22 protein-coding genes are annotated in these 25,858 nt (G+C 74.0%); 14 read left to right on the top strand and 8 right to left on the bottom strand.

Annotated elements, in window-relative coordinates; all coding sequences use genetic code 11:
* Positions 1 to 79: 79 nt before the first annotated feature.
* Positions 80 to 2,470 (bottom strand): penicillin acylase family protein, encoded by a 2,391-nt coding sequence (locus tag ACFYVL_RS29985; protein WP_389250308.1) that lies wholly within the window; start codon positions 2,468 to 2,470, stop codon positions 80 to 82.
* A 163-nt stretch (positions 2,471 to 2,633) separates the two neighbouring features.
* Here ACFYVL_RS29985 and ACFYVL_RS29980 point away from each other — a divergent pair, with 163 nt between their 5' ends.
* Positions 2,634 to 4,271 (top strand): fatty acyl-CoA synthetase, encoded by a 1,638-nt coding sequence (locus tag ACFYVL_RS29980; RefSeq protein WP_389250306.1) that lies wholly within the window; start codon positions 2,634 to 2,636, stop codon positions 4,269 to 4,271.
* Between the two features lie 3 nt (positions 4,272 to 4,274).
* Here ACFYVL_RS29980 and paaK read toward each other — a convergent pair whose 3' ends face one another.
* Positions 4,275 to 5,561, bottom strand: a complete 1,287-nt coding sequence (paaK, locus tag ACFYVL_RS29975; protein WP_389250304.1) for a phenylacetate--CoA ligase PaaK — start codon at positions 5,559 to 5,561, stop codon at positions 4,275 to 4,277.
* A 247-nt stretch (positions 5,562 to 5,808) separates the two neighbouring features.
* Here paaK and ACFYVL_RS29970 point away from each other — a divergent pair, with 247 nt between their 5' ends.
* The 3 genes from ACFYVL_RS29970 to ACFYVL_RS29960 all read left to right on the top strand — a co-directional run bounded on the left by ACFYVL_RS29970 (position 5,809) and on the right by ACFYVL_RS29960 (position 8,102).
* Positions 5,809 to 6,300, top strand: a complete 492-nt coding sequence (locus tag ACFYVL_RS29970) for a hypothetical protein (protein WP_389250302.1) — start codon at positions 5,809 to 5,811, stop codon at positions 6,298 to 6,300.
* 50 nt (positions 6,301 to 6,350) lie between these two features.
* Positions 6,351 to 7,652: an alpha/beta fold hydrolase gene (locus ACFYVL_RS29965; protein WP_389250300.1), complete on the top strand. Its 1,302-nt coding sequence runs from the start codon at positions 6,351 to 6,353 to the stop codon at positions 7,650 to 7,652.
* A 75-nt stretch (positions 7,653 to 7,727) separates the two neighbouring features.
* Positions 7,728 to 8,102, top strand: coding sequence for a hypothetical protein (locus ACFYVL_RS29960; RefSeq protein ID WP_389250298.1), 375 nt, complete (start codon positions 7,728 to 7,730; stop codon positions 8,100 to 8,102).
* A gap of 49 nt (positions 8,103 to 8,151) precedes the next feature.
* Here ACFYVL_RS29960 and ACFYVL_RS29955 read toward each other — a convergent pair whose 3' ends face one another.
* Positions 8,152 to 8,667, bottom strand: a complete 516-nt coding sequence (locus tag ACFYVL_RS29955; protein ID WP_389250296.1) for a DUF4232 domain-containing protein — start codon at positions 8,665 to 8,667, stop codon at positions 8,152 to 8,154.
* Positions 8,668 to 8,671: 4 nt separating this feature from the next.
* Complete coding sequence (locus ACFYVL_RS29950; protein ID WP_389250294.1) at positions 8,672 to 10,201, bottom strand: ATP-dependent DNA ligase; 1,530 nt, start codon at positions 10,199 to 10,201, stop codon at positions 8,672 to 8,674.
* A 132-nt stretch (positions 10,202 to 10,333) separates the two neighbouring features.
* Here ACFYVL_RS29950 and ACFYVL_RS29945 point away from each other — a divergent pair, with 132 nt between their 5' ends.
* Positions 10,334 to 10,762 (top strand): SRPBCC family protein, encoded by a 429-nt coding sequence (locus ACFYVL_RS29945; protein ID WP_389250292.1) that lies wholly within the window; start codon positions 10,334 to 10,336, stop codon positions 10,760 to 10,762.
* Positions 10,763 to 10,860: 98 nt separating this feature from the next.
* On the opposite strand, the gene ACFYVL_RS29940 is transcribed toward ACFYVL_RS29945, so the two are convergent.
* Positions 10,861 to 12,489, bottom strand: a complete 1,629-nt coding sequence (locus ACFYVL_RS29940) for an acyl-CoA synthetase (RefSeq protein ID WP_389250290.1) — start codon at positions 12,487 to 12,489, stop codon at positions 10,861 to 10,863.
* Positions 12,490 to 12,688: 199 nt separating this feature from the next.
* On the opposite strand from ACFYVL_RS29940, the gene ACFYVL_RS29935 reads away from it, so the two are divergent.
* The 4 genes from ACFYVL_RS29935 to ACFYVL_RS29920 all read left to right on the top strand — a co-directional run bounded on the left by ACFYVL_RS29935 (position 12,689) and on the right by ACFYVL_RS29920 (position 16,858).
* Positions 12,689 to 13,498 carry a crotonase/enoyl-CoA hydratase family protein gene (locus tag ACFYVL_RS29935; RefSeq protein WP_389250288.1) on the top strand — a complete coding sequence of 270 codons (810 nt, stop codon included), beginning with the start codon at positions 12,689 to 12,691 and terminating at the stop codon, positions 13,496 to 13,498.
* 82 nt (positions 13,499 to 13,580) lie between these two features.
* Positions 13,581 to 14,555 carry a Zn-ribbon domain-containing OB-fold protein gene (locus ACFYVL_RS29930; protein ID WP_389250286.1) on the top strand — a complete coding sequence of 325 codons (975 nt, stop codon included), beginning with the start codon at positions 13,581 to 13,583 and terminating at the stop codon, positions 14,553 to 14,555.
* A 1-nt stretch (position 14,556) separates the two neighbouring features.
* The gene (locus ACFYVL_RS29925; protein WP_389250284.1) at positions 14,557 to 15,660 is read left to right on the top strand and encodes a thiolase domain-containing protein; all 1,104 of its coding nucleotides are present in this window, start codon (positions 14,557 to 14,559) and stop codon (positions 15,658 to 15,660) included.
* The gene (locus ACFYVL_RS29920; RefSeq protein ID WP_389250282.1) at positions 15,653 to 16,858 is read left to right on the top strand and encodes a thiolase domain-containing protein; all 1,206 of its coding nucleotides are present in this window, start codon (positions 15,653 to 15,655) and stop codon (positions 16,856 to 16,858) included. The genes ACFYVL_RS29925 and ACFYVL_RS29920 overlap by 8 nt, the downstream gene beginning before the upstream one ends.
* A 35-nt stretch (positions 16,859 to 16,893) precedes the next feature.
* Here ACFYVL_RS29920 and ACFYVL_RS29915 read toward each other — a convergent pair whose 3' ends face one another.
* A complete protein-coding gene (locus ACFYVL_RS29915; RefSeq protein ID WP_389250673.1) occupies positions 16,894 to 17,451 on the bottom strand; it encodes a hypothetical protein in 558 nt (185 codons plus the stop codon).
* 176 nt (positions 17,452 to 17,627) lie between these two features.
* On the opposite strand from ACFYVL_RS29915, the gene ACFYVL_RS29910 reads away from it, so the two are divergent.
* The 5 genes from ACFYVL_RS29910 (at position 17,628) to ACFYVL_RS29890 (ending at position 23,108) form a co-directional block, all read left to right on the top strand.
* Positions 17,628 to 17,864, top strand: coding sequence for a DUF397 domain-containing protein (locus ACFYVL_RS29910; protein ID WP_389250280.1), 237 nt, complete (start codon positions 17,628 to 17,630; stop codon positions 17,862 to 17,864).
* 52 nt (positions 17,865 to 17,916) lie between these two features.
* Positions 17,917 to 18,429 carry a DUF664 domain-containing protein gene (locus ACFYVL_RS29905; protein ID WP_389250278.1) on the top strand — a complete coding sequence of 171 codons (513 nt, stop codon included), beginning with the start codon at positions 17,917 to 17,919 and terminating at the stop codon, positions 18,427 to 18,429.
* A 137-nt stretch (positions 18,430 to 18,566) separates the two neighbouring features.
* On the top strand, positions 18,567 to 21,458 hold the full coding sequence (locus ACFYVL_RS29900) for an ATP-binding protein (protein ID WP_389250275.1): 2,892 nt from the start codon (positions 18,567 to 18,569) through the stop codon (positions 21,456 to 21,458).
* Between the two features lie 262 nt (positions 21,459 to 21,720).
* A complete protein-coding gene (locus ACFYVL_RS29895; RefSeq protein ID WP_389250273.1) occupies positions 21,721 to 22,539 on the top strand; it encodes an alpha/beta fold hydrolase in 819 nt (272 codons plus the stop codon).
* A gap of 71 nt (positions 22,540 to 22,610) precedes the next feature.
* A complete protein-coding gene (locus tag ACFYVL_RS29890; protein WP_389250271.1) occupies positions 22,611 to 23,108 on the top strand; it encodes a hypothetical protein in 498 nt (165 codons plus the stop codon).
* Between the two features lie 55 nt (positions 23,109 to 23,163).
* Here ACFYVL_RS29890 and ACFYVL_RS29885 read toward each other — a convergent pair whose 3' ends face one another.
* Positions 23,164 to 25,098, bottom strand: coding sequence for an N-acetylmuramoyl-L-alanine amidase (locus ACFYVL_RS29885; protein WP_389250270.1), 1,935 nt, complete (start codon positions 25,096 to 25,098; stop codon positions 23,164 to 23,166).
* A 293-nt stretch (positions 25,099 to 25,391) separates the two neighbouring features.
* Positions 25,392 to 25,655, bottom strand: a complete 264-nt coding sequence (locus ACFYVL_RS29880; RefSeq protein WP_389250268.1) for a GlsB/YeaQ/YmgE family stress response membrane protein — start codon at positions 25,653 to 25,655, stop codon at positions 25,392 to 25,394.
* Between the last annotated feature and the right edge of the window lie 203 nt (positions 25,656 to 25,858).

The following is a 25,858-nucleotide window of genomic DNA, read 5'->3' as shown; positions in this document are numbered from 1 at the left end:
ACGCCCGGAGCCGGTTAACGATCTTGTGCGTGGGTCAGGCCGTCCCCGGTGGACGGAGTCGGCCCGGACCGGGGGCCGCTCAGCGCTCCCGCGCCCACACCACCCTCAGCTTCGGCGAGGTGAGGATGTCCCGCTCGCAGAACCGCGAGGTCACCCACTTCTCGCCGGAGAACAGCTCGGTCTGGTCGCGGTAGTGCGGCGAGTCGGGGTTCGAGGACTGGCCGTACGTCAGCAGGGTCCTGGCCACCGGGCAGGGCCCGCCGTCCCAGCCGACCGCCTGGATGTAGCTGGAGCCGGTCGTCACCTCGGTGTAGCCGCCGCCCGCCGGGTTCCACACGGGCTCCACCTTGTTCCAGACGCCGAGCGACTCGGTGCCGCCGGGCACCGGCAGCCGCTTCCCGTTTCGCACCACGAACTGGTGCGCGCCGAGCGGCGCGTCGAGCGCGATGCCCGCAGCCCGCAGCTCGGCCACCGCGGCGGCCAGTGCCGAAGCGACCCCGGGCTCCGCCGTGTTGAGGGTGTTCGGGGTGCGCACCGGGTCGGCCGCGCTGAACGGCACCTTCCACAGCCGCTCGGCCGGCACCGCGGCGCTCAGCCTGCGCCAGAACCGGTCGAAGAGCAGGGCGCCCCGGCTCCCGGTGTCCGTCCTGCGGTCCCACTTCGCCAACACGGCGCAGGCCTCGGCGAGTTCACCGGTGGTGCAGGACTTCAGCAGCTCCGGCAGCGCCAGATCGGCGGCCGGGACCCGGTTCGCGAACTGCTGCTTCTGGAGGTCGCCGACCGTCAGCCGGCCCTTGCCGGCCATCGCCGCCACGTCCTCGACGGCACCGCGGGTGCGCATCGTGCGGGGCGTGCCGAGGGTGCCGAAGACCCGCTCGTACCCGGTCAGCGGGCGGTCGGCGTTGGCCAGCCAGGCGCTGTCGTTGGAGTTCTCGGCATAGGGGGCGTCCCGCAGCGCGGGCATCCGCGACGGGCCGAAGATGCCGGGCTCCACCGCGTCCGCGTCCCGGCCGAGCGCGCAGTCGCCGCGCGCGCCGTCCAGCACGGCCATCCCCGCCGCCGGATAGGTGACCTTGCCCATCGGGGTCGAGCAGCGTCCCACCAGCTCGTCCGTGAGGCGCGGCAGCACCTGCGACTGGGTGAAGAGCGAACCGCCCCGGGAGTCCGCGGCGATGGTGTTCACCCACGGCAGGCCCTGGGTGCGCAGCGCCCGCTGGATCCCCGCCACGTCCCGCGCCCTGCTGAAGCCGAGCGCGGTGTCACCGGCCCGCAGGTTCGTCGCGTTCGGGTCGTTCAGCGCGTACGCGGTCGTGGTCGTCCAGGGCAGCGGCAGCTGGGCGCCGAGCCCGGTGACCACCGGCCCGTACCGGGTCCACCACTGGGTCCGGGTCACCGGGGCGCCGTCCTTCACGGGGACGGTCACCGTCCGCCGCGTCATCCGCTCCGGCCTGCCGTCCACCACGTACACCGTCGGATCGGCCGCGTCGAGGGTGAGCTGGTGCAGGTTCATCGGCACACCGGTGGCGACCGTGTGGGACCAGGCGACCCGCGCGGTGTGTCCGATGGACACGGTCGCGGCGCCCAGCAGCGAGCCGCCCGTCACGTTCAGCTCGCCGGGAATGGTCTGCTGCGACTGCCAGAAGCGGCGCCCGCCCGACCACGGGTAGTGCGGGTTGCCCAGCAGCAGACCGCGCCCGTTCCCGGTCGTCGCGCCGTTGAAGGCGACGGCGTTCGAGCCCATCGCGGCGTCCGAGGTGTCGAAGAACCTCCGGGCCGCCTCGCCCGGCCCGACGCCGCCGTCCGCCGCGCGCGGCGCCGCGCCGCGCACCGTCGGCGAACCGGGCGGCCGGGCGGCGGTGATGCCGTCCACCCCGCGTCCCTGTCCGCCGAGCACCGCGAACGCGTAGCTCAGGGCGTGGATGTCCTCCACCGCGGCGGGGCGCACCCACGGCGCGCCCTTGCAGGCCGGGTCGCTCACCCGGTTCTGCTTCAGCCAGGCGTTGTACCCGGCGACGAACCCCCGCATCAGCTCCTGGACCTGACGGCTCGGGCCTGCCGGGGCCGGTCTGGCGACCAGCCGGGCGACGGTGCCGCTGTCGCGCACGCCCCGGAAGTAGAGGTCGCTCGCCAGATTGGTCGAGGCGGAGGACAGCGAACCGTCCGGCCTGCCGTCCGCCCCGAAGTACCGCGACCGCTCGCCGCGCACGGTCGCGAAGCCCTCGGCCAGCGTGCACACCTGATCGCCCGTCTGGGCCCAGCCGTTGCCGAAGCCCAGATTGGCGTAGTCCTTGGCGAGGATGTGCGGGATGCCGTACTCGGTGTACCTGACGACGGCCGACAGGCCGCCGTGCGAAGGGCGTTTCTCCTGCCCGCGGGGGTCCGCGGCGGCGGTGGGAGCGAGCGTGCCCGCCGCGGTGAGCAGGGCGAGTCCGGCGACGGCGAAGGATCTCGTACGGGTCCGGAGGGACAACGTGCCTCCCAACAGGGCGTCACAACACAGCAGTTGTGAAGGGTCCGGGTGGTGTCGCGTGCCACTCAGTCATTACCGACCGGTACCTGTCAACATGCCGCGCGGTATGCGATTCCCCCGCACCACTCTTGACCTGATTCGTCACCCCGCGCAGGATCGCGCCATGACCACACCAGGGACAGCAGGGACACCGGCGGCCACGGAAGCGGACGCGGCGGGACGGGACGCGACCCCGCCCACCGCGGCGGCGCGCGCCGTGGCCCTCGACAGCACGGTCGACGGACTCCTGCGCCGCACCGCCCGCAGGGTGCCGGACCGCACCGCCCTGCACTACCGCGACCGCACCTGGACCTACGCGGAACTGGACGCCGCGGTCGACACCGCCGCCGCCCTGCTGCGCGGCGGCCGGGGCCTGGCCGAAGGCGACCGGGTCGCCGCCTTCGGCCACAACTCCGACGCCTACCTGATCGCCTACCTCGCCTGTGCCCGCGCCGGACTGATCCACGTCCCGGTCAACCAGAACCTCACCGGCGGCGACCTGGCGTACATCCTCGGCGAGTGCGGCGCGTCCCTGGTGCTGACCGACCCCGACCTCGCCGACCGCGTCCCGGCGGACCTGACGACCCTCGCCCTGCGCGACGCACCCGGCTCCCTGCTGGAGGCCCTGGCCGATCCCGTGCCGTACGAGGGCGGCGCCCGCGACCCCCGCGAGCCCGTCCAGCTCCTGTACACCTCCGGCACCACCGCCGATCCCAAGGGCGCGATCATGACGCACCGCGCCCTGGTGCACGAGTACGCCAGCGCCGTGGAGGCCCTGGACCTCGCCGAGAGCGACCGGCCCGTGCACGCGCTGCCGCTCTACCACTCCGCGCAGATGCACGTCTTCCTGCTGCCCTACCTCGCCGTCGGCGCGCCCAACACCCTGCTCGACGCACCCGACCCCGGAACCGTCCTCGACCTGGTGGAGGAGGGCCGCGCGGACGGCTTCTTCGCCCCGCCGACCGTGTGGATCGCGCTCGCCAACCACCCCGGGTTCGAGAAGCGCGCCCTGGGCGGGCTGCGCAAGGCGTACTACGGCGCCTCGATCATGCCCGTGCCCGTACTGCGGCGGCTCCGCGCCCACCTGCCGGAACTGGCCTTCTACAACTGCTTCGGCCAGAGCGAGATCGGGCCGCTCGCCACCGTGCTGCGCCCCGAGGAGCACGAGGGGCGGATGGACTCGTGCGGCAGACCGGTGCGGCACGTCGAGGCGCGGGTCGTCGACGAGGACGGGCACGACGTCCCGGACGGCACCGCGGGCGAGATCGTCTACCGGTCGCCGCAGCTGTGCGAGGGCTACTGGGGCAAGGACCCGGAGGAGGGCTTCCGGGACGGCTGGTTCCGCTCCGGCGACATGGCGGTGCGCGACGGCGAGGGGTACTTCACCGTCGTCGACCGGGTGAAGGACGTCATCAACTCCGGGGGAGTCCTGGTCGCCTCCCGCAAGGTCGAGGACGCCCTCTACACCCACCCGGGGGTCGCGGAGGCGGCCGTCGTCGGACTCCCCGACCCGCGCTGGATCGAGGCGGTCACTGCGGTCGTCGTACCCCGCGCGGGGGAGGTCACCGAGGCGGAGCTGATGGCGCACGCGCGCGAGAGGCTCGCGAACTTCCAGGCGCCCAAGCGGATCCTGTTCGTGGCCGCACTGCCGCGCAACGCCAGCGGGAAGATCCTCAAGCGGGAACTGCGGGACCGCTTCGGGACGGAGACGGCCGCGGCGGCGGAGCGGCCGGCCGGAGAGGCGGAGCCGCCCGGCGCGTAACGCTCAGCCGTCGCGCCGGTCCAGGATGCGCTTGAACTTGCCCACCGACCGCTCCAGCGTCTCCGGGTCCACCACCGCCACGTCCACCGTCACCCCGACACCGTCCTTGACACCCGCGGCGACCGCCGCGGCGGCGGCCTCCCGCTGTCCGGCGTCCGCCCCGGCACGCGCCTCCACGCGCACCGTCAGCCGGTCCATCCGCCCCTCGCGGGTCAGCAGCAGCTGGAAGTGCGGCGACAGCGCGGGCGTACGCAGCACGATCTCCTCGATCTGGGTGGGGAACAGGTTCACCCCGCGCAGGATGATCAGGTCGTCGCTGCGCCCGGTGACGCGCTCCATCCGGCGGAAGTTGCGCGCCGTGCCGGGCAGCAGCCGGGTCAGGTCCCGGGTGCGGTAGCGGACCACCGGCATGGCCTCCTTGGTGAGCGAGGTGAAGACCAGCTCGCCCTCCTCGCCGTCCGGCAGCACCTCACCGGTCAACGGGTCCACGACCTCCGGGTAGAAGTGGTCCTCCCAGATGTGCAGCCCGTCCTTGGTCTCCACGCACTCCTGCGCCACCCCGGGGCCGATCACCTCCGACAGCCCGTATATGTCCACGGCGTCGATCGCGAACCGCTCCTCGATCTCCGCGCGCATCTCCTGCGTCCACGGCTCCGCCCCGAAGATGCCCACCTTGAGCGAGGTGGAGCGCGGGTCGATGCCGCGGCGCTCGAACTCGTCGAGCAGGGTCAGCATGTACGTGGGCGTCACCATGATGATCTCGGGCCGGAAGTCCTGGATCAGCTGGACCTGGCGCACGGTCATCCCGCCGGACGCCGGGACGACCGTGCAGCCGAGCCGCTCGGCACCGTAGTGCGCGCCGAGCCCGCCGGTGAACAGCCCGTACCCGTACGCCACATGGATCTTGTGGCCGGGACGGCCGCCCGCCGCGCGAATGGAGCGGGCCACCACGTCGGCCCACATCGACAGGTCGTTCTCGGTGTACCCGACGACGGTCGGGCGTCCGGTGGTGCCGCTGGAGGCGTGCACACGGCGGATCTCGTCCTGCGGCACGGCGAACATGCCGAACGGGTAGTTCTCCCGCAGGTCGGCCTTGGTGGTGAACGGGAACCGGGCGAGATCGGCCAGCGAGCGGCAGTCCTCGGGCTTCAGGCCCGCCCCGTCGAAGGCCGCCCGGTAGTGCGGCACGTTCGCGTAGGCGTGCCGCAGGCTGCTCTGCAACCGCTCCAGTTGCAGCGTCCGGAGCTCCTCGCGGCTGAGCCGCTCAGCCGCGTCGAGCAGAGCCTTCATGGTTCACCGTCCCGTTCCTCGCACCCGTCGGACCGCACACCCGTGCAGCCCAAAGCGGACTACCGATCATTCGGTAGAGGTCCGCCAGGGGTCAGTAATTCAGGGCGCGGGGCTTCTGACAAGGGGTTGTACGGGGTGGGGCGGACTCCTTTCGGGTGTCCGTACACCCCTGCCGGGGCGAACTACCGCGAACCATGGGGTATCGGTTGATCAAGGATGTTCCGGATCGAAGGCGAGGACGTCAGAGATGCAGCGTCGAATCCGCAGGATCGCAGGGGCCGTGGTGCTGACCGCGGCCGGATCCGTGGTGCTGTCCGCGTGCGGCGGTGACCACCGGGCCGCCCCCGCCGTCACCACGACCGTGACCGCCCCCGGCCCGACCGTCACCGTGACCGCGCCCCCGGTCGTACCGGCGCCCGACCCGGCCACGCCGCCCCCGGTCGGCCCCAGCTCCCCGCCGCCCTCGGGCACCGGCACTCCGCAGGCCCAGCAGCGCGCCACCGGCCGGCCCACCGTCGAACTGACCGGCGACGACGCCGCCGCGACCAAGGAGCTCGCCCGGCTGAAGAGGACCGGCTGGTGGAACCCGAACAAGATCGAGTACTCGGACGACCCGGTCACCACGCTCCAGCAGTTCGACCGGTGGCTGAGCCACGGCTACATCGCCCCGGACGGCAGCTGGACGCAGGAGGGAGTGGCCGCGGTGGAGGCGGCCAACGAGAGCGGCGAGGAGATGTAGCGGCGTGAACGGGGTGGCCGCGCGGGTCGTTCACCTGTTTGGATGACCGCATGCCGATCTTCACCGCCCCCGACGGAACCCGCCTCGCCTACCGCCTGGTCGGCGAGGGGGAGCCGCTGATCTGTCTGCCGGGCGGCGCCCTGCGCGCCTCGGACCACCTCGGCGAACTGGGCGGGCTCGGCGCCCACCGGCAGCTCGTCCTGCTGGACCCGCGGGGCACCGGCGACCCGGAGGTCCCGGCCGACCCCGCCACGGACCGCCGCGGCGAGCAGGTCGCGGACGTGGAGGCGCTGCGCGAGCACCTCGGGCTCGACGCCGTCGACGTCCTCGCCCACTCGGCGGGCGCCGGCCTCGCCCTCCGCCACGCCGCCGCCCACCCGCGGCGCGTCCGCGGGCTCGCCCTGATCGCCCCTCGCGCCCAGGAGGCGGGCGTCGTCGCCGGAGCGGGGGACCGGCCGGCGGCGGCCGGTCCGGACGTCCCGGTGCTCGTCCTGGCCGGAGAACTCGACGAGGCGCCGGACCCGGCGACGGCCGCGCGGATCGCCGCGCTCTTCCCCCGCGGCGAGACGGCCGTCCTGCCGGGCGCCGGGCACGTCCCCTGGCTCGACGACCCGGGCGGCTTCGTCCGTACCGTCGCCGCCTTCCTCGACCCCGCTGTGCGCAATGTGCGGATGCCCGCCGGGTACCGGCTCGCCTGCCGCACCTGGGGGGACCCCGCGGCGCCGCCCGTTCTCCTGCTGCACGGACGGACCATGACGGGCGCCGACTGGACGGACGTCGCCGAAGCGCTGGCCGCCACCCGCCGGGTGTACGCGCCGGACCTCAGGGGACACGGCCTCAGCGACCGGCCAGGCGGCTACACCTACGGGGAACTCGCCGAGGAGGTGCGCACCCTGCTCGACGTGCTCGGCCTCGACCGGGTGGACCTGGTCGGCCACTCGATGGGCGCCGCCGTCGCCTACCAGGTGGCCCAGACGCTGCCGGGGCGGGTGGGCCGGATGGTGCTGGAGGACCCGCTGCCGCCGTTCCCGGTGGACCCGCCGCGCCCGCCGGAGCCGCGGCCGGCGCCCGAGGAGATCCGGGCGCTCGCCTTCGACTGGGAGCTGATCCCGGACACCGACGAGGGTGCCAACCACCCCGACCCCGCCTGGGCCGCGGACCTGGCGAGGATCACCGCACCGACCCTGGTGCTCTCCGGCGGCCCCGAGAGCTTCCTGGCCGAGGCCGACGTGCGGCGGACGGCGGAGCTGATCCCGGGCGCCCGCGCGGTGACGATCCCGGTGGGACACCTCATCCACCGCGGCGATCCCGAAGGATTCCTGGCGGAACTCAAGGCCTTCGGTATTTACTGACACCGCTTGCTGACAACTTGTCCAGCAGTGATCCTGCTGCGCCGTGACCACCACCCGTCCCACCGGAGGCCCGCGTTGACCGCCAACGACCGACCCGCCCGCCTGCTCGCCGGCCTGCTCGCCGGAGCGGGCGCCGCCCACGTGGTGGCGCCCCGGCTGTTCGACCGGATGGTCCCGGAGTTCCTGCCGGGCCGGCAGCGCACCTGGACGCACGCCAGCGGCGTCGCCGAAATGCTGCTGGCCGCCGCCGTGGCCGTCCCGCAGACCAGGAGGGTGGGCGCGCTGGCGACGGCCGGGTACTTCGCGGGCATCCTCCCCGCGCACTTCAAGATGGCGCACGACTGGCGCGACAGGCCCACAGCCCTGAAAGCGGGCGCCTATGCGCGCATCCCGCTCCAGGTGCCCCTGGTGCTGTGGGCGGCCAAGGTGGGGCGGGACGCCGGGCGCTGACCCGGCGTCGGCCACCGGCGGCGCCCGGCGGGCGCCCGGACCCCCCGGGTCAGCGCGCGCTGGGTGCCGCCGGCCCCCACAGCGAGGTCACCGGGTCGTAGACCCTGACCCCCTTCGGCAGTCCCAGCTGAGCCGCGGTGACCCGCTTTCCGTGGTGCGCGGGGTCCGCCGCCACCACGATGTCGCGCACGGTCCGCACGTCGGCGGGGGTGGGCGGCGCGAGCACCGTACGGACCGTGGCGTACGCCGAGGCCCCCGACCTCACCGTGTACGGGGCGCTGCCGACCGGGGGCTCCGGGCGGGCCGCCCCGTCCAGGTCGCCGAACGTGACGGTGGGGATGCGGTCCACCGTGCAGGCGCGCGGACCGTTGTTGGTGAACCGGATTTTCAGCACGTCCGGGGTGGGCGCGGCGGCCACGTGCACGGACAGGTCGCGCTCCGCGCAGCGCGGCAGCGGGGCCCCTGCCCGGGGGGACGGGGTGTGGGCGAGGGCGGCGGTCGAGGAGGCGAGCAGGAGCGCGGCGCCGAGGGCTGCCGCTGCGGAGAGACGCTGGTGCGTGTGCATGGGATCAATCGTCCGCCCGCAACGGCCCGGACGCGAGTACGTCGGCGACCGTGTTGGCGTCCGCGGCGCGCTTGTCCTCCCGGTGACGCACCACCCGCGCGAACCGCAGCGTCACGCCCTCCGGGTAACGGGTCGAGCGCTGGATCCCGTCGAAGGCGATCTCCACCACCAGTTCCGGCCGCACGTGCACCGTGTAACCGTCCTCGGACACCGCCAGCTCCCGCAGCCGTTCGGTCTGCCACTCCAGCATCGCGTCGGTCAGCCCCTTGAACGTCTTGCCGAGCATGGCGAACGAGCCGTCCGGCCGCAGCGCCCCCAGATGCAGGTTGGACAGCTTCCCGGTCCGCCGCCCGTGCCCCCACTCGGCTGCCAGCACCACCAGGTCCAGGGTGTGCACCGGCTTCACCTTCAGCCACGAGGCGCCGCGCCGGCCCGCCTGGTACGGGGCGTCCAGCGCCTTCAGCACCACTCCCTCGTGTCCCCGCTCCAGGGTCCGCGCCAGGAAGTCGCGCGCCGCCGTCGCCCCCTCACCGGCGCGCCGCACGCGCAGCGTCCGCGGGACCAGCTCCTCCAGTCGCAGCCGCCGCTCCCGGTAGGGAAGGTCCAGCACGGACGCGCCGCCGACGGCCAGCACGTCGAAGAACACCGGGGACAGCGGCAGCGCCTCCCGGGCCGCCGCGACGTCCACCCGGGAACCCACCCGGCCCGCCACGTCCTGGAAGGGGAGCGGCCGGCCGTCCGCCCCGAAGGCGATCACCTCGCCGTCCAGCACGAACCCGTCACCGGGCAACTCCCTTGCCAGCTCGACCAGTTCGGGGATGCGGTCGGTGACCTCCTCCAGGGTCCGGGTGAACACCCGCACCTCGGGGCCGTCCCGGTGCACCTGCACCCGGATGCCGTCCAGCTTCTCCTCCACCGCGCACGGCCCCAGCTTCGCCAGCGCCTCGTCGAGGGTCCTGCCCGGACTCGCCAGCATCGGCGGCACCGCCCGCCCCACCCGCAGCGCGAACCCGTCGAGCGCGCCGGGCCCCTCGGCCAGCAGCGCCCGGCCCACCGCGGTCAGCGAACCGCCGAGCATCACCGCCCGCCGCACGTCCGCGGGAGCCGCTCCCGCCGCCGCGGCGAGCCCCTCCGCGGCCAGCGCGTCCAGCGCCCCCTGGCGGACCTCGCCGGTGAGCAGGCCCACCAGGAAGTGCTGCTCCTCCTCGGTCGCCGCCGCCATCAGCTCCCGCACCAGCCGGGCCCGCTCGGCCCGGGAGCCGGGCCCGGAGACGGCCGCGAACCGGGTGAGTGCCTCGTCGACCCCGGCAACGGTGAGCGTCGCGGTCCCGGCCGGCGGCACCGCATCGCGCAGCAGGTTCCAGCCGATACCGATCCGGCCCTGCGGGAGCCTGCCGGAGAGATAGGGGACGACGACCGGGACGTCCTCGGGCGCGGCGGCCCGGAACAGCTCCGCGAGCAGCGCCGTCTTCTTCGAGCGCGCGGAGGTGGCGGCGACGTCCCGCGAGACGCGGGCGAGGGTCTCAAGGAGCATGCGTTCCATCCTGCAACGCCTGCCCCGGTGCGGCATTTCCTGCACGGGAATCCGGCGGGGCCTGCGCAGCCGTCCGCCCCGGCCCGGCATTTCCCGCGCCCGGACCCGCCGACGTCTTCGTACAGTCGTCCCGTGGCCCTCTTCCGTATCGCAGCCCGTACGCACCTCGCCCCCGCCGAAGCCTGGCGCAGGCTCACCGCCTGGGAACGGCACGCCGCCCAGGTGCCCTTCACCCGTATCACCGTCACCACCGAGCCCCCGACCCACCGGGGCACCCGCTTCGTGGCCCGCACCGGCATCGGGCGGCTCGGCTTCGACGACCCGATGGAGGTGGTCGTCTGGGAGCCCCCGTACCACTGCCGGCTGGAGAAGCACGGCGGGGTGGTGACGGGCTGGGCGGAGATCGACGTGCGGGAGGAGCCGGACGGCGGGAGCGGGGCGCGGGTGGTGTGGACGGAGGACCTGCGGGTGCGGGGGCTGCCCCGGGCGTGCGACCCGCTGCTGGCGAGGGCGGGGCGGGTGGTGTTCGGCAGGGCGATGCGGGTGCTGCTGCGGGGGTGATTTCCGTGGCGCGCCCAGCCCCCGTGGCGCGCCCCGTCCCCGTGGCACGTCCCGTCCCGCCCCGTGCCACGGACGGCCGCCGCGCGCCCGGCCGGCCGCTATTCGCCCTGCTGCTCGCCCTGCGCGGCGGCGGCCTTCGCCCAGCGGTAGTCCGCCTTGCCGCTCGGGGAGCGCCGTATCCGGTCCGTGATCACCAGCTTCCGGGGGATCTTGTACCCGGCGAGCCGGGTGCGGCAGTGCTCCTGAATGGCCGTCAGGTCTGGTTCGCCCGCCCCGTCGCGCAGCTGCACCACGGCGGCCACCCGGTTGCCCCATCTGGCGTCCGGGACCCCGGCGACCAGCGCGTCGTACACGTCGGGGTGCGATTTCAGCGCCTGCTCGACCTCTTCGGGGTAGACCTTCTCGCCCCCGGTGTTGATGCACTGCGAACCGCGGCCGAGGACGGTCACGATCCCGTCGGCGTCCACGGTCGCCATGTCGCCCAGCAGCACCCAGCGCTGGCCGTCGCGGGTGAAGAAGGTCTCGGCGGTCTTCCGCGGGTCGTTGTAGTAGCCGAGCGGCACGTGGCCGCGCTGGGCGAGCCGCCCCACCTCGCCGACCGGGACCTGCTCGTGGGTGGCCGGGTCGACCACCAGGGTCCGCTCGTTGACCTCCAGCCGGAAGCCCTTCTCCGGGCCGGAGTCGTCGGTGGCCTTTCCGTTGGAACCCGACTCCGAGGAGCCGAAGTTGTTCAGCAGCATGACGTTGGGCACCAGTTCCTGGAACTGCGCCCGGACCGTGTCCGACATGATCGCGCCGGACGAGGAGACGCTGAACAGCGACGAGAGGTCGGTGCCCCGCAGCGGTCCGTGCAGCGCGTCGACCAGCGGGCGCAGCATCGCGTCGCCCACCAGGGAGACGCTGGAGACCTTCTCCTTCTCGATCGTGCGGAGCACCTCCTCGGGCACGTACTTGCGGTGGATCACCACGCGCTGCCCGTAGTTGAAGGCGATGAACGAGGTGAGCGTGGAGGTGCCGTGCATCAGCGGGGGAGTGGGGAAGAAGGTCAGCCCCGCACCGCCCGCGGCGACCCGCTCGGCCAGTTCCTCGGGACGCTTCACCGGTTCGCCGGTCGGCTCGCCGCCGAACAGCCCGGCGAAGAACAGGTCCTCCTGACGCCACATCACCCCCTTGGGCATCCCGGTGGTGCCGCCCGTGTAGATGATGAACAGGTCGTCGGGCGAGCGGGGCGCGAAGCCCCGCTCCGGCGACGCCGCGGCCTCGGCGTCCGTGAAGGCGACGCACTCCAGCGGCGGCGCGCCGGCCGGCGGGGTGCCGACCCGGACCAGGTGCCGCAGCTTCTCCGTCTGCGGCACGGCCGCCGCGACCCGCTCGGTGAACTCGGCGTCGAAGATCAGCGCGGCCAGGTCCGCGTCTCGGTAGAGGTACACCAACTCCTCTTCGACATAGCGGTAGTTGACGTTCACCGGGACGACGCGTGCCTTGAGGCAGCCGAGCACGGTCTGCAGGTACTCGATGCCGTTGTAGAGGTGCAGGCCCAGGTGCTCGCCGGGCCGGATGCCCGCGTCGGCGAGGTGGTGGGCGATCCGGTTCGCGGCGGCGTCGAGTTCGGCGTAGGTGAGGCGCCGCTCCGCGCCGGTGCCGGGGTGGTCGATGTACACGAGTGCCTCGCGGTCCGGGACCACGTCGACGACCGACTCGAACAGGTCGGCAAGGTTGTACTCCACCGTTCCTCCTGAACCCCGGTTGGCTGCCGCCCGGTTGCTGTGCCGCGGGCGTGCCGGACATCACAGCAAAGGCGGCTTCAAGTGGGAAGGGTGTGCGCCGAAGAAATCTGACTGACTGTCAGAAAACTCTTGAAGTGGTGACGGCTCTCCTGCAACCTGTTCCAGGTCCGACGGCAGGTCCCACGACGGGAGGACGGTCATGTCCGCTGGTACGGAACATCTCGGCGTGCGGCGCGAGGGCGCCACACTGGTGCTCACCCTGAACAGGCCGGAGGCGAAGAACGCTCTCTCGCTGCCGATGCTGGTCGGGCTGTACGACGGCTGGGTGGCGGCGGACGAGGACGACTCCGTCCGGTCGATCGTGCTCACCGGGGCGGGCGGCAGTTTCTGTGCCGGGATGGACCTCAAGGCACTGGCCGGCAGCCGGACCATGGGCGACGACGACACGTACCGCGCACGGCTCAAGGCCGACCCCGACCTGCACTGGAAGGCCATGCTGCGGCACCACCGGCCCAGGAAACCGGTGATCGCGGCGGTCGAGGGCCACTGCGTGGCGGGCGGCACCGAGATCCTCCAGGGCACGGACATCCGCGTCGCGGGCGAGTCGGCGACCTTCGGCCTCTTCGAGGTGCGCCGGGGCCTGTTCCCCATCGGCGGCTCCACGGTCCGCCTGCCCCGCCAGATCGCCCGGACGCACGCACTGGAGATGCTGCTGACGGGACGCCCGTACGACGCGCGGGAGGCGGCCCGGATCGGACTGATCGGCCATGTGGTCCCGGACGGAACGGCCCTGGACAAGGCCCTCGAAATCGCCGAACTCATCAACGCCTGCGGCCCGTTGGCCGTCGAGGCGGTCAAGGCTTCGGTCTACGAGGCGGCGGAGACCGGCGAGACGGAGGGCCTGGCCGCCGAGCTGAAGCGGGGCTGGCCCGTCTTCGACACGGACGACGCCAAGGAGGGGGCGAAGGCGTTCGCGGAGAAACGGGACCCGGTCTACCGCCGCCGCTGACGGCCCGCCCGACCACGGACGGCCCCCGGCCGCACCTCCTCACCCCATCCCGCCCCCGCCACCCGGAATCGGAGTTCCGCCCATGGCCACCGCCCCCTCCGCACCCCTGCGGGCCCCCCTCACCGTCGAATTCCCCTTCACCCGCTCGCTGGGCCCCGTCCAGTCCGCCTTCCTCACCGGACTGCGCCACCGCACCGTCCTCGGCGTACGCGCGGCCGACGGACAGGTGCTGGTGCCGCCCACCGAGTACGACCCCCGCACCGCCGAGGAGGTCCGCGACCTCGTCGAAGTCGCCCCCACCGGCACGGTCACCACCTGGGCGTGGAACCCCGCCCCCCGCCGCTTCCAGCCCCTGGACACCCCCTTCGCCTGGGTGCTCGTCAAGCTCGACGGGGCCGGCACCGCGCTGCTGCACGCACTCGACGCGGACGGCCCCGAACAGGTCAGGACCGGTATGCGGGTCCGGATCCGGTGGGCCGAGGAACGCACCGGAGCGATCACCGACATCGCCTGCTTCGAGCCGTACGAGGACCCCGACGGCGACGGGAGCGCCCAGGACCACGTGCCCGCCCCCCACCCCGGCCGGTTCGCGGACATGGTCACCCTCCTCACCGTCCCCGCCCGCCTCGACTACACCTACAGCCCCGGCCGCGCCCCCACCGACTACCTCACCGCACTGGCCGACCACCGCACCGTCGGCGAACGCTGCCCCTCCTGCCGCAAGGTCTACGTCCCGCCGCGCGGCGCCTGCCCCACCTGCGGCGTCGCCACCGACGAACAGGTCGAGGTCGGCCCGCACGGCACCGTCACCACCTTCTGCATCGTCAACATCAAGGCCCGCAACCTCGACATCGAAGTGCCGTACGTCTACGCGCACATCGCCCTGGACGGCGCCGACCTCGCCCTGCACGGACGCATCGCCGGCATCCCCTACGACCAGGTCCGGATGGGACTGCGCGTGACACCCGTCTGGGCCGGGGACGGCCGCTACCCCGACCACTACCGCCCCACCGGCGAACCGGACGCCGACTACGACGCGTACAAGGAGCTGATCTGAGATGGGACAGCAGCCCGAAGCGGCCCCGGCGTCCGGCGCGCGCCCCCTGCGCCCGGCACGCGACGTGGCCGTCGTCGCGTTCGCCCAGACCGACCACCGCCGCCGCAGCGACGACCTCTCCGAGGTCGAGATGCTGATGCCCGTCCTGCACAAGGTCCTCGCCGACACCGGCCTGCGCACCAGCGACATCGGCTTCACCTGCTCCGGCTCCAGCGACTACCTCGCGGGCCGTGCCTTCTCCTTCACCATGGCCCTGGACGGGGTCGGCGCCTGGCCGCCGATCTCCGAGTCCCACGTGGAGACGGACGGCGCCTGGGCGCTGTACGAGGCCTGGGTGAAGATCCTCACCGGGGAGGCGGACACCGCGCTCGTCTACGCGTACGGCAAGTCCTCGCCCGGCGAGGTCCGCGACGTCCTGACCCGCCAGCTCGACCCGTACTACCTCGCCCCGCTCTGGCCGGACTCCGTGTCGCTGGCCGCGCTCCAGGCCCAGGCGCTCATCGACGCGGGCGACACGGACGAACCCGCGCTCGCCGGGGTCGCGGCCCGCAGCCGCACCGACGCCGCCGGGAACCCGCACGCCCAGCTGCGCGGCGACGTGCCCTCCGGTGACTACCTGGTCCGCCCCCTGCGCACCGGCGACTGCCCGCCGATCGGCGACGGCGCCGCGGCCGTGATCCTCGCCGCCGGGGACCGGGCCCGCGAACTGTGCGAGCGGCCCGCCTGGATCCGCGGCATGGACCACCGCATCGAGGCGCACAGCCTCGGCGTGCGCGACCTCACCGACTCGCCGTCCACGAGGCTGGCCGCGGAGCGGGCGGGAGCCTTCGAGAGCCCCGTCGACACCGCCGAACTGCACGCCCCGTTCAGCTCGCAGGAGGTCGTGCTGCGCAAGGCCCTGCACCTCGGCGCGGACGTGCGGGTCAACCCGTCCGGGGGCGCGCTCGCCGCCAACCCCGTCATGGCCGCCGGGCTGATCCGGATCGGCGAGGCCGCCGCCCGCATCCACCGCGGCGAGTCCCACCGGGCCCTGGCACACGCGACGTCCGGCCCGTGCCTTCAGCAGAACCTCGTAGCCGTCCTGGAGGGAGAGCGCGATGAGTGAGCAGCCGAGCGGTGCCGGGATCGGCCGGGGGAGCGGCAAGGAACCGGTCGCGGTCGTCGGCATCGGCCAGACCAAGCACGTCGCCGCCCGCCACGACGTGTCCATCGCGGGACTGGTCCGCGAGGCCGCCGCCCGCGCCCTCGCGGACGCCGAACTGACCTGGGCGGACATCGACGCGGTCGTGATCGGCAAGGCCCCCGACTTCTTCGAGGGCGTCATGATGCCGGAGCTCTACCTCGCCGACGCGCTCGGCGCCGTCGGCAAACCCATGCTGCGCGTCCACACCGCCGGATCCGTCGGCGGCTCCACCGCCCTGGTCGCCGCGAACCTCGTCGCGGCCCGCGTCCACGGCACCGTGCTCACCCTCGCCTTCGAGAAGCAGTCCGAGTCCAACGCCATGTGGGGCCTCTCGCTGCCGGTCCCCTTCCAGCAGCCGCTGCTCGCCGGGGCGGGCGGCTTCTTCGCCCCGCACGTCCGCGCGTACATGCGCCGCACCGGAGCCCCCGACACCATCGGTTCCCTCGTCGCGTACAAGGACCGCCGCAACGCGCTGAAGAACCCCTACGCCCACCTCCAGGACCCCACCCTCACCCTGGAGAAGGTCCAGTCGGCCCCCATGCTCTGGGACCCCATCCGCTACTCCGAGACCTGCCCCTCCTCGGACGGCGCCTGCGCCATGGTCCTCACCGACCGGGCCGGCGCGGCCCGCTCCCCGCACCCGCCGGCCTGGGTGCACGGCGGCGCCATGCGCAGCGAACCCACCCTCTTCGCGGGCAAGGACTCCGTCTCCCCACAGGCCGGCAAGGACTGCGCCGCCGACGTCTACCGCCAGGCCGGCATCACCGACCCGCGACGGCAGGTCGACGCGGTCGAGATGTACGTCCCGTTCTCCTGGTACGAGCCGATGTGGCTGGAGAACCTCGGCTTCGCGGGCGAGGGCGAGGGCTGGAAGCTCACCGAGGCGGGCGTCACCGAACTCGACGGCGACCTCCCCGTCAACCCCTCGGGAGGCGTGCTCTCCACCAACCCCATCGGCGCCTCCGGCATGATCCGCTTCGCCGAGGCCGCCCTCCAGGTCCGCGGGCGCGCGGGCGAGCACCAGGTGCCCGGAGCCCGCACGGCCCTGGGCCACGCCTACGGCGGCGGCTCCCAGTTCTTCGCGATGTGGGTGGTGGGCTCGCAGCAGCCGACGCGCTGAGGCGGACGCGCGCGGTGCCCGCCGCGGCGCTCCGGTCAGGGGCGCCGGCGCGGGGCGTTGTCGTCCGGGACGTCCGGGCTCGCGAAGTGGAAGGGCACCGCGAGGTGGGCGGCCAGCGCGCGTCCGGCCCGTTCGGCGGCCACCGCCGAGGGCCGTCGGGCCGTGTCGCGGGCGTCGGCGCCGAGGAACGCGCGGGCCGTCGCGTGGTGGACCGTCGCCAGGTGCGTCCGGCCGTCCGGGCCGGCGGTGACGGCCAGCAGTTCCACGAACCAGTCGTGCACGGTGTCACCGTCCCAGACCGCCTCGACCGCCACCACACGGCCCGCGGCCCCCGCCGCGCGACGGGCCAGTGACGCCAGGTCGAGCGGGCTCCGCGGGCTGCGGGCGATCCGGTCCGCGTGCCGCTCGAACCGGTCGTTGACGATCAGCTGGGCGGTGTCGATCCCGATGCCGTGCGGAACGCGGCCGATGTCCAGGACGGCCTTCACCGCGACCATGAAGGAGTCCTGGAGGACGTAGCCGTCGATCTGCTCGCGAATGCCGGCGGGCAGACCGTCCCACCAACCGGCCCTCGCCGCCGCGTCCATGCCCATCACGTGCCCCCGCTCCCCGGCGGGCCCCGACGACGGAGCCCCGCGTCACCCTACGCCGCGGGGCGCCCCGCCACCGGGCCGCCCCGGCCGCCGGCGACCCCCGCCGCGGCCTGTCGGTCACCGGGCGCGCTCGCTACTGTGGCTCGGGAACGACGACGCAACGGGAGGAGCGCGACGTGGCGACGAGCACGCAGCACGGGCCGGTCGGCTGGGCCAAGCCGGAACTCGATCTCAGCAACGCGGACTGGCAGTCCAGCGGCCGGGGGACCGGCGGTGCGCAGGTCGCCTTCGTGGAGGGGTTCATCGCGATGCGCCACGCGGGAAGCCCCGGCGGGCCCTCCCTGATCTTCAACCCGGCCGAGTGGCGGGCATTCGTCCTCAATGCCCGCAATGGTGCCTTCGATCTAACCTGAGGGGTGAGGGCGGCCGGCCCCGGCCGTCCCCACCGGACCGACGGAGGCTGCGATGCGTACCCACGACCTGCTCACCGAGGGCTTCGGGCGGATCGGGGAGGTGGTCCGCGAAACCGTCGACGGGCTGACCGCCGAAGACCTGTCGTGGCAGTCCCGGACCGGGGCCAACACCGTCGGCTGGCTGGTCTGGCACCTCACCCGCGTCCAGGACGACCACGTCAGCGAGGTCGCCGGACGCGAACAGGCGTGGACCGAGGACGGCTGGGCCGACCGCTTCGGCCTGCCACTGGAGACCGCCGACACCGGCTACGGGCACACCGCCGCACAGATGGCGTCCGTACGGGTACCGGGCGCGGCCGAACTGATCGGCTACCACGACGCCGTGCGGGAGCGCACCCTCGCCTTCGTGGCCACGGTCGGCGACGACGACCTCGACCGGGTCGTGGACAAGGGCTGGAACCCGCCGGTGACCCTGGGCGTGCGACTGGTCAGCGTCCTGTCCGACGACCTCCAGCACGCCGGTCAGGCCGCCTACGTACGAGGGCTGCTGCGCGCCGACGGCTGAACGGCCGTAACCCGACCCCCCGGGGAGCGTTCGCGTTCCGCCCCGCGACCCCCGGGCATATGCTGGAACGCCTCCGGTCGTGACCGTGCCGACGCACCTCGCGCCGGGCTCATCACCCGGAGCCAGGGGGTGGCACCATGGCGCGCAGATCCGGTACGACCGGACGCCGGATGTTCGAGCGCGAGGACCAACTCGCCACGGTCGAAGCCGCGTTGACCGCACTCACCAAAACCGGCGGGGCACCGGACGGACCACCGCGCGGCGGACTCCTCGCCGTGGCCGGACACGCCGGACTCGGCAAGACGACACTCCTCGCGGAGGTCCGCCGACGGGCCGCCGCGCAGGGCTGCACCGTACTGTCGGGGCGCGGCGGAAACCAGGAGCGGGCCGTCGCCTTCCACGTCGCCCGCCAGCTCCTCCAGCCCCGGCTGGCCCGCGAGTCCGCCACCGAACTCCGCACCCGGCTCGGCAGTTGGTACGACATCGTGGGCCCCGCCCTCGGCCTGTGCACCTCCGCCCCCGGCGCGCCCCCCGACCCGCAGGGGCTGCGCGACGGACTCGACTGGGTGCTCACCCACCTCGCCCTGCGGCGCGCCCCGCTCGTGGTCGTCGTCGACGACGCCCACTGGGCCGACCCCGAGTCGCTGAGCTGGCTCGCCGCGTTCGCCCCGCGCGTCGAGGACCTCCCGATGCTCCTCGTGGTCGCCTACCGGCCCGAGGAACTCCCCGAACAGGCGGCCCAGTTGAGGTCCCTGCCCGGACGTGCCGGGCACCGGCCCCTCGGGCTCGAACCCCTCACCCCGGCCGCCACCGCACGCGTCGTCCGCGAATGGCTCGGCCCCAATGCCGACGACGCGTTCTGCCGCGCCTGCTGGTCCGTCACCGGCGGCAACCCCTTCGAGACGGTCGAGCTGGCCGCGAAGTGCCGGGAGCGCGGACTGCGGCCCACCGCCGACGGTGTCCACCTGGTCCGCGACATCGCCGCCGCCGTCAAGGGCAGCGGTCTCGTCGCCCGGCTGGAGCGGCTCGGCGCCGCTACCGTCCGCCACGCCTGGGCCTGTGCCGTCCTCGGTACCGAGATAGTCCCCGAACTCGCCGCCGACCTCGCGGGACTCGGCACCGAGGCCGCCGCCGACGCGACCGACCGGCTCCGCGAGGCCCGCATCCTCACCGGACCCGAAGTCCCCGGCGGAACACTGGAGTTCGTCCACCCGCTCATCGCCACCGCCGTCTACCGGGCCATCCCCGACGCCTTCCGCGTCGCCCTGCACGGGCAGGCCGCCTGGTGCGTGGTCAACGCCGGACTCGGCCCGGTGGCCGCCGCCCGCCACCTTGAGGAGACCCACCCCGACGCCGACCCGTGGACCGTCCGCCAGCTGCGCGCCGCCGCCCGGGAGACCCTGCGCGCCGGAGCCCCCGAGGCCGCCCGGCGCTCCCTCGCCCGCGCCCTGCGCGAACCCCCGCCGCCGGACGAACGGGCCGCCGTGCTCTACGAGTTGGGCTGCGCCTCGCTCCTCACCGAACCCGCCACCACCGTGAACCACCTGCGGGCCGCCCTCGCGGAGCCCATCGCCGACCCCGAGCTCCGCCAGGGCATCGTCTACCGCCTCTCCCAGGTACTCGCCCACAGCGACCGCCTCGCCGAGGCCTGCGACACCCTCGCCCACGAGGCACGCACCGCCACCGACGCCCGGACCCGGCTGCGGATGCGCGCGGAGAAGTTCATGTGGGACGCCTTCCGGGTCGACGAGCCCGACCCGCCCGCCCGCTCCCGCCGGCTCGCCCGCCTCGCGGACCGCCTCACCGGCCGCGACGTCACCGAGCGGTACGTCATCGGGCTGCGCGCCTGGGACGCCACCCTGCGCGGCGAGGACGCCGAGGTCGCGGTCCGGCACGCCGAACGCGCCCTCGCGGGCGGCCTGAGCTGGGCCGACGACACCCGCGGCTTCGAAGTGCCGGTCCTGTCCGCACTCGTCTTCCTGTACGCCGACCGGCCCGGCCGCGCCGAGGAACTCTTCGCCCCCGGCATCGCCGAGTTCGAGCGGCAGGGCTGGCGCGGCGCGCACCTCTCCTTCGCGTACACCCTCCTCGGCTGCATCAGACTGCGGCGCGGCAGACTCGCCGAGGCCGAGGACTTCGTCCGCGCCGGAGTACGGCTCGCCGAACGCACTGGGGAACGCACCCCCGTCCAGTGGTACGGCGCCGGTGCCCTGGTGGAAGTGCTGCTGGCGCGCGGACGCGTCGACGAGGCCGCGGACGTCGTCCGGGACTACGGCTTCCACGAGCCCTTCCCCGCCGCCGTCACCTTCCCCGACTCGCAGACCGTGTACGGGGAGCTGCTCCTCGCCCAGGGCCGGCACCGCGAGGCCAGGGCCGAACTCACCGCTGTGGGAAGCCGGATGGAGGCCAAGGGCATCCGCAACCCGTGGTGGTGCCCCTGGCAGCTGCACCTCGCGCGCGCCCAGCACCACGACGCACCCGCAACGGCCGTGGCGACGGCGTACGAGGCCGTCGCCAGGGCCCGCCGGACGGGCACCCCCGCCGCGATCGGCCAGGCGCTGCGGGTGGCGGCCGAGGTCACGCCGGGGACGGCCGAGCGGGTGAAGCTGCTGGAGGAGTCGGTGACCTGCCTGGAGGCGTCACCGGCCGCCCACGAACTGGCCGTGTCGTGGGTGGCGCTGGGGCGGGAACTGCGGCGCACCGACCGGGCCAAGGAGGCCGCCGCCCTGCTGTACCGGGGCCTGGAAGGAGCGCTCCAGTGCGGGGCCGACGGCCTGGCGGCCCAGGCGCGGGAGGAACTCGCGGCGGCGGGACTGCGACCGCGACGGCTCAGAGACGCCGACGCGGACAGCGAGACGCTGACCGGGCGGGAGCGCACGGCGGCCGAGCTGACGGTACGCGGCGAGGCGACGGCGGCCGTCGCCGCGGCCCTCGGCACCGACGAGAACGAGGTGACCCGCCTGCTGTCCTCCGTCTACCGAAAACTCGGCACCGGCCCCACCGGCCTCCCCACCTCCCTCACCCCCTGACCCCTCCCAACCCCCTCGAACGCCAGCCCCCGCCACCCCCTCGGGCGCCGGCCCCGCCCCTCTCGCCCCCGCCCCCTTGGGCGGCGGTGCCGCCCCCCGGGGGCGGAACGGGCGGGCAAGGGGGCGGCCCCCGGCGGAGCCGAACCCCCACCCCCGCCCACCCCGGCGGACCCGCCCACCCCACCCCGGACGCCCCCACCCCGTACCCCCGCCGCGCCCACCCCCCCGCCTCCCCCCCCGACTCCCGCCCAAAGGAGCCCCGATGACCCACTTCCTCCTCGTCCACGGCGGCTACACCGGCAGCTGGATCTGGCGCGACACCCTCCGCGCCCTCCGCCGCCACGGCCACGACGCCGACGCCCTCACCCTCACCGGCCTCGGCGACCGCCGCCACCTCGCCACCCCGGCAACGAACCTGAGCACCCACACCGAGGACGTCGTCCAGGTCATCGACCACCTGGACAGCCCCGACTGCGTCCTCGTCGGCCACAGCTACGGCGCCCACCCCGCCTTCGGTGCCGCCCTCCGCCGCCCCGGCCGCGTCTCCCGGCTCGTCCTCCTGGACGCCCCCGTGCCCACGGAGGGCGAATCCGTGCTCGACCAGATCCCGGACCCCGCCTGGCGCGAACGCATCCTGCGGCGGGCCGCCGACCACGACGGCTGGCGGCTTCCGGTGCCCGACCTCACCGACACCCTGCTCTGGGGCTCGTTCGACGGCGTCGGCGACGAAGCCCTCAAGCGCCTGGAACAGTTCGCCGCCCCCCAGCCGCTCGCCACCCTCGCCCAGCCCGCGCACTGGACCGCGGGGGACACCGGCGACCCCACCACGCCCCCCGCCCTACCGCCGCTCACCGGCATCCTCTGCACCCGGCAGGGCCGCGTGTCGATCGCCGCGATCGAGGCCCTCGTCGCCTCCGGCGACCCCCGCTTCCAGGAACTGGCCGACCCGGACACCGCCTTCTTCGAGCTCGCGAGCGGCCACTACCCGATGCTCTCCGGCCCCGACGAGCTCGCCGTCCTCCTCGTCCGCGCCGCCGCGGGGGAGGGGCATCGGATCACCCCGGGACCCACGCGCACCTGAGGCGTGGGAGGGGCGGGCGGGAAGGGCCCTCCGCTTTTCCGCGGCCCGCCCCGGCCACGTACCATGTCGGCATGTCCTTCCTCCGCCGCCGCCCCTCCGCCACGCCTGCGGGCCCGGAATTCGACGTCCTCGCCATGGACCCGGGCGACTGGCCGGGCAACCTCGGGGCCGGTCTGCTGCCCGCCCCCGACGGCAGCTGCCAGGGCGTGTTCCTCCGGTACGACCTGTTCGGCGGGCGCGGCCCCGCGATGATCATCGGGAACCTGCCCGAGGGATCCCCGGCCCGCGACCTCGCCGACGGCCAGGTCCCCTTCGAGGTCGCCCAGCTCCTCCTGGCACTGGAGAACGAGGAGGAGGTCGAGGTCGTCTCCACCGAGGACGTGCCCGTCATGCAGGGCGACAACCTGCTGATCGTGCGCCGCCTCAAGCTCTCCGAGAGCCGGATCTCCTGCGTGCAGTTCGACCGCAGCGACAACGTCCTGGTGACCATCGCCAGTTGGGACCGGCCGATCACCGACGACCTGTACGCGCTCCTGAAGCCGCTGCCCGCGGAGATGTTCCAGGGCTAGGCCCCGCCACCCCCACCGGCCGGTCCCCGTACCGGCCGGTCCGCCGGGGCGCCGGTCAGTCCACCGGCCCCCCGGACACCCGCACGTCGGACGCCTTCACATAGCCGATGCGGTGCCCGTACTGGATCTCGTAGTAGATCTCCTTGCCGCGCACCACCCGTCCCGGCTTCCCGTACTCCGCCGCGTAGAAGTACTCACCGGGCGTGCGCTCCCCGACGACGTACGACTGCCCGGCCGGGATCCGGTACTTCAGCGGCACCACCGGCTGGACGGGCACGCCCGCCGGGTACGCGGACGCCTCCGGGTACGCCCTGCCGTACACCGGGATGTCGCCGAGCCCCTCGCGCGGAGTGGCCAGCGCGGCCTGGGTGCCGACGGCCGTGTGCCGGTCCGCCGGGTCGTGGAACCAGGCCTGCTGCCCGAGGTACCAGATCGCCGTCCAGTCGCCCCGCCGCTGCGCCACCGCGAAGCTCTGGCCGGTCGAGGCCCGCGCACCCAGGTCGTTCACCCCGGTCGTCGAGTCCTGGCCGCCGGGACGCAGACCGATGTCCTTGACCAGCGGTGCGGCCGGATCCGGCGCGGTGTGCAGCCGGACCGCACCGGAACCGTGCTCGGGGCACGGGTCGGTCGCGGGCTTCTTCTTGCAGCCGGTGTACGCCGGCCGGTGCTCCGGGTAGTCCGGGCGGATGGTGACCGCCGTGGCGTCGGGGCCCGCCGTCGCGGTGAAGGGGCGGCCCAGCAGTTCGAAGTAGTGCGCCCAGTCCCAGTACGGGCCGGGGTCGGTGTGCATGCCGCGCACCGCGTCGGGGATCGCGCCGGGCACGTTGTCGTGGCCGATGATGTGCTGCCGGTCCAGCGGGATGTCGTACTTCGCGGCGAGATACCGCACCAGCCGGGCCGAGGACCGGTACACCGCCTCCGTGTACCAGGCGTCCGGCGCGGTCAGGAAGCCCTGGTGCTCCAGGCCGATCGACTTCGCGTTGGTGTACCAGTTCCCGGCGTGCCAGGCGACGTCCTTCAGCGGTACGTGCTGGGCGACCGCCCCGTCCGACGGGCGCAGCGTGTAGTGCCAGGACACGCCCGTGGGGTCCTGCACCGCGTCCAGCGCGGGATCCCAGTACCCCTCGGTGTCGTGCACCACGATGTAGTCGATGTCCGAGTCGTCGGGGCGGTTCGCGAGGTCGTGGTTGCCGTAGTCGTCGTCCTTGCTGCCCGCGATCTTCTGGTACGGGGCCGGAACCCAGGAGCAGGACAGCGAGAGGGGACACTCGGCCGGACGCGGGACCGGGTTCTCCGGGTCCTTCGTCCCGGGCGGCGCGGTGCGGGCGGCGGCCGGCGCGGCCTGGGCGCCGGGGGCGGCGGGCGGACCGGCCGCGGGCGGGACGACCGAAGGGGCGGCGGGCAGGACGAGGGCGTCGCCGCTGTCGGTGGTGCGCCGCTCGCCCGTGCGGATCACCGAGTACACCTCGTCCGCGTACGCCTTGGCCGCCGCCGGGTCGTCGGTGTCGGAGAACCCGGCGACCGCCCCGTACCAGTCGGCCGGGTCCGCGCTCGGCTCCCGGCCCAGCTTCCGCTGGGCGGCGGCCAGCAGCGCCGCCCCGCCGCGCACATTGGCCGCCGGGTCGGTGCGCAGCCGTTCGACCGAAAGCCCGGTCAGTGTGGCCGCCTGTCCGACCAGCCCGTCGCCCGGGGCGAGCCGGGGGGACCTGGTGCGCGCGTCGGTCAGGTGCATCGGTCCGTACCCGCCGCTCACGCTCGGCACACCGGCGTGCGTGTCCCAGCGCGACTGGAGGTAGGACACCCCCAGCAGCACGCTCGGCGGCACCCGGTACTCGGCGGCGGCAGCGGCGAACTCCTTCTGCAGACCGCTCTGGGGCGCACCCTCCGGCGGCGGTTCCTGCGCGGCAGTGGCGTACGAGAGCGGGGCGAGGAGCAGCAGGAGGGCGGCGGACGCCGCGACGCCCCCCGTCCTGGTGGCGGAAAGGTGCAAGGCGTCCTCCCGGACGGTCGGGCAACCGGAATCGCACATCATGCCCATCCGACCGCTCCGCACCGTGCAGGCGGGGCGCGGCCCGCACGCGTGGCGGCGGCGCGGAAACCCGCCGGGCCACGCCAAGTGATCCGATAAGAGGGAGAGTTGACGGCCCGCCTGGGCGTACGGAACACCGTGCCGCGCCACCTGAACGGGTGACAGCTCCGCACCCCCGGCAGCTGTGCCCGCATGGCGAAGGGCCCGGTTCCGCACCCCTTCGAGGGGTGCGGAACCGGGCCCTTCCGGTGCGCTCAGCCCCTGCGCCCGCTGACCAGCCGGTAGAGGGTCAGCACGATGATCGAACCCACGATCGCGGCGATCCACGTCGACAGCGAGAAGAAGCCGTTGATGGACTGGACCCCGAAGATCACCTTGCCGAGCCACCCGCCCAGCAGACCGCCCACGATGCCGATCAGCATGGTGATCAGACACCCACCCGGGTCCTTGCCCGGCATCAGAGCCTTCGCGATGGCTCCGGCCAGCAGTCCGATCAGGATCCAAGCGATGATGCCCACTGTTTCAACCTCCGTGCGAAAAGCACCCCGGCGGTGGCCGGGGCTCTCTCCGGCTTTCCCCGAACACGCCGTCGAAACCGTGCCCCGGGGGAAAAGTGAGCCGACCGGGTCAAGCGGGGACGAAGGTCCCGGCCCGTACGGGCCCTTGGTCCCGGCCCGCGGGCCCGGCCCGTACTCCGGGTGTCGCCGACCGGTCCTCCCGG

Source organism: Streptomyces sp. NPDC004111 (genome assembly GCF_042874215.1).
GTDB lineage: Bacteria > Actinomycetota > Actinomycetes > Streptomycetales > Streptomycetaceae > Streptomyces.
Note: the sequence above shows the minus strand (reverse complement) of the source record. Positions and strands in the feature narration are given on the sequence as shown.

Coding starts and splice junctions, on each gene's coding strand:
- ACFYVL_RS29980 (WP_389250306.1), top strand. CDS start 2,634: ATGACCACACCAGGGACAGCAGGGACACCGGCGGCCACGGAAGCGGAC.
- paaK (WP_389250304.1), bottom strand. CDS start 5,561: ATGAAGGCTCTGCTCGACGCGGCTGAGCGGCTCAGCCGCGAGGAGCTC.
- ACFYVL_RS29970 (WP_389250302.1), top strand. CDS start 5,809: ATGCAGCGTCGAATCCGCAGGATCGCAGGGGCCGTGGTGCTGACCGCG.
- ACFYVL_RS29965 (WP_389250300.1), top strand. CDS start 6,351: ATGCCGATCTTCACCGCCCCCGACGGAACCCGCCTCGCCTACCGCCTG.
- ACFYVL_RS29955 (WP_389250296.1), bottom strand. CDS start 8,667: ATGCACACGCACCAGCGTCTCTCCGCAGCGGCAGCCCTCGGCGCCGCG.
- ACFYVL_RS29950 (WP_389250294.1), bottom strand. CDS start 10,201: ATGCTCCTTGAGACCCTCGCCCGCGTCTCGCGGGACGTCGCCGCCACC.
- ACFYVL_RS29935 (WP_389250288.1), top strand. CDS start 12,689: ATGTCCGCTGGTACGGAACATCTCGGCGTGCGGCGCGAGGGCGCCACA.
- ACFYVL_RS29930 (WP_389250286.1), top strand. CDS start 13,581: ATGGCCACCGCCCCCTCCGCACCCCTGCGGGCCCCCCTCACCGTCGAA.
- ACFYVL_RS29925 (WP_389250284.1), top strand. CDS start 14,557: ATGGGACAGCAGCCCGAAGCGGCCCCGGCGTCCGGCGCGCGCCCCCTG.
- ACFYVL_RS29920 (WP_389250282.1), top strand. CDS start 15,653: ATGAGTGAGCAGCCGAGCGGTGCCGGGATCGGCCGGGGGAGCGGCAAG.
- ACFYVL_RS29915 (WP_389250673.1), bottom strand. CDS start 17,451: ATGGGCATGGACGCGGCGGCGAGGGCCGGTTGGTGGGACGGTCTGCCC.
- ACFYVL_RS29905 (WP_389250278.1), top strand. CDS start 17,917: ATGCGTACCCACGACCTGCTCACCGAGGGCTTCGGGCGGATCGGGGAG.
- ACFYVL_RS29900 (WP_389250275.1), top strand. CDS start 18,567: ATGGCGCGCAGATCCGGTACGACCGGACGCCGGATGTTCGAGCGCGAG.
- ACFYVL_RS29895 (WP_389250273.1), top strand. CDS start 21,721: ATGACCCACTTCCTCCTCGTCCACGGCGGCTACACCGGCAGCTGGATC.
- ACFYVL_RS29890 (WP_389250271.1), top strand. CDS start 22,611: ATGTCCTTCCTCCGCCGCCGCCCCTCCGCCACGCCTGCGGGCCCGGAA.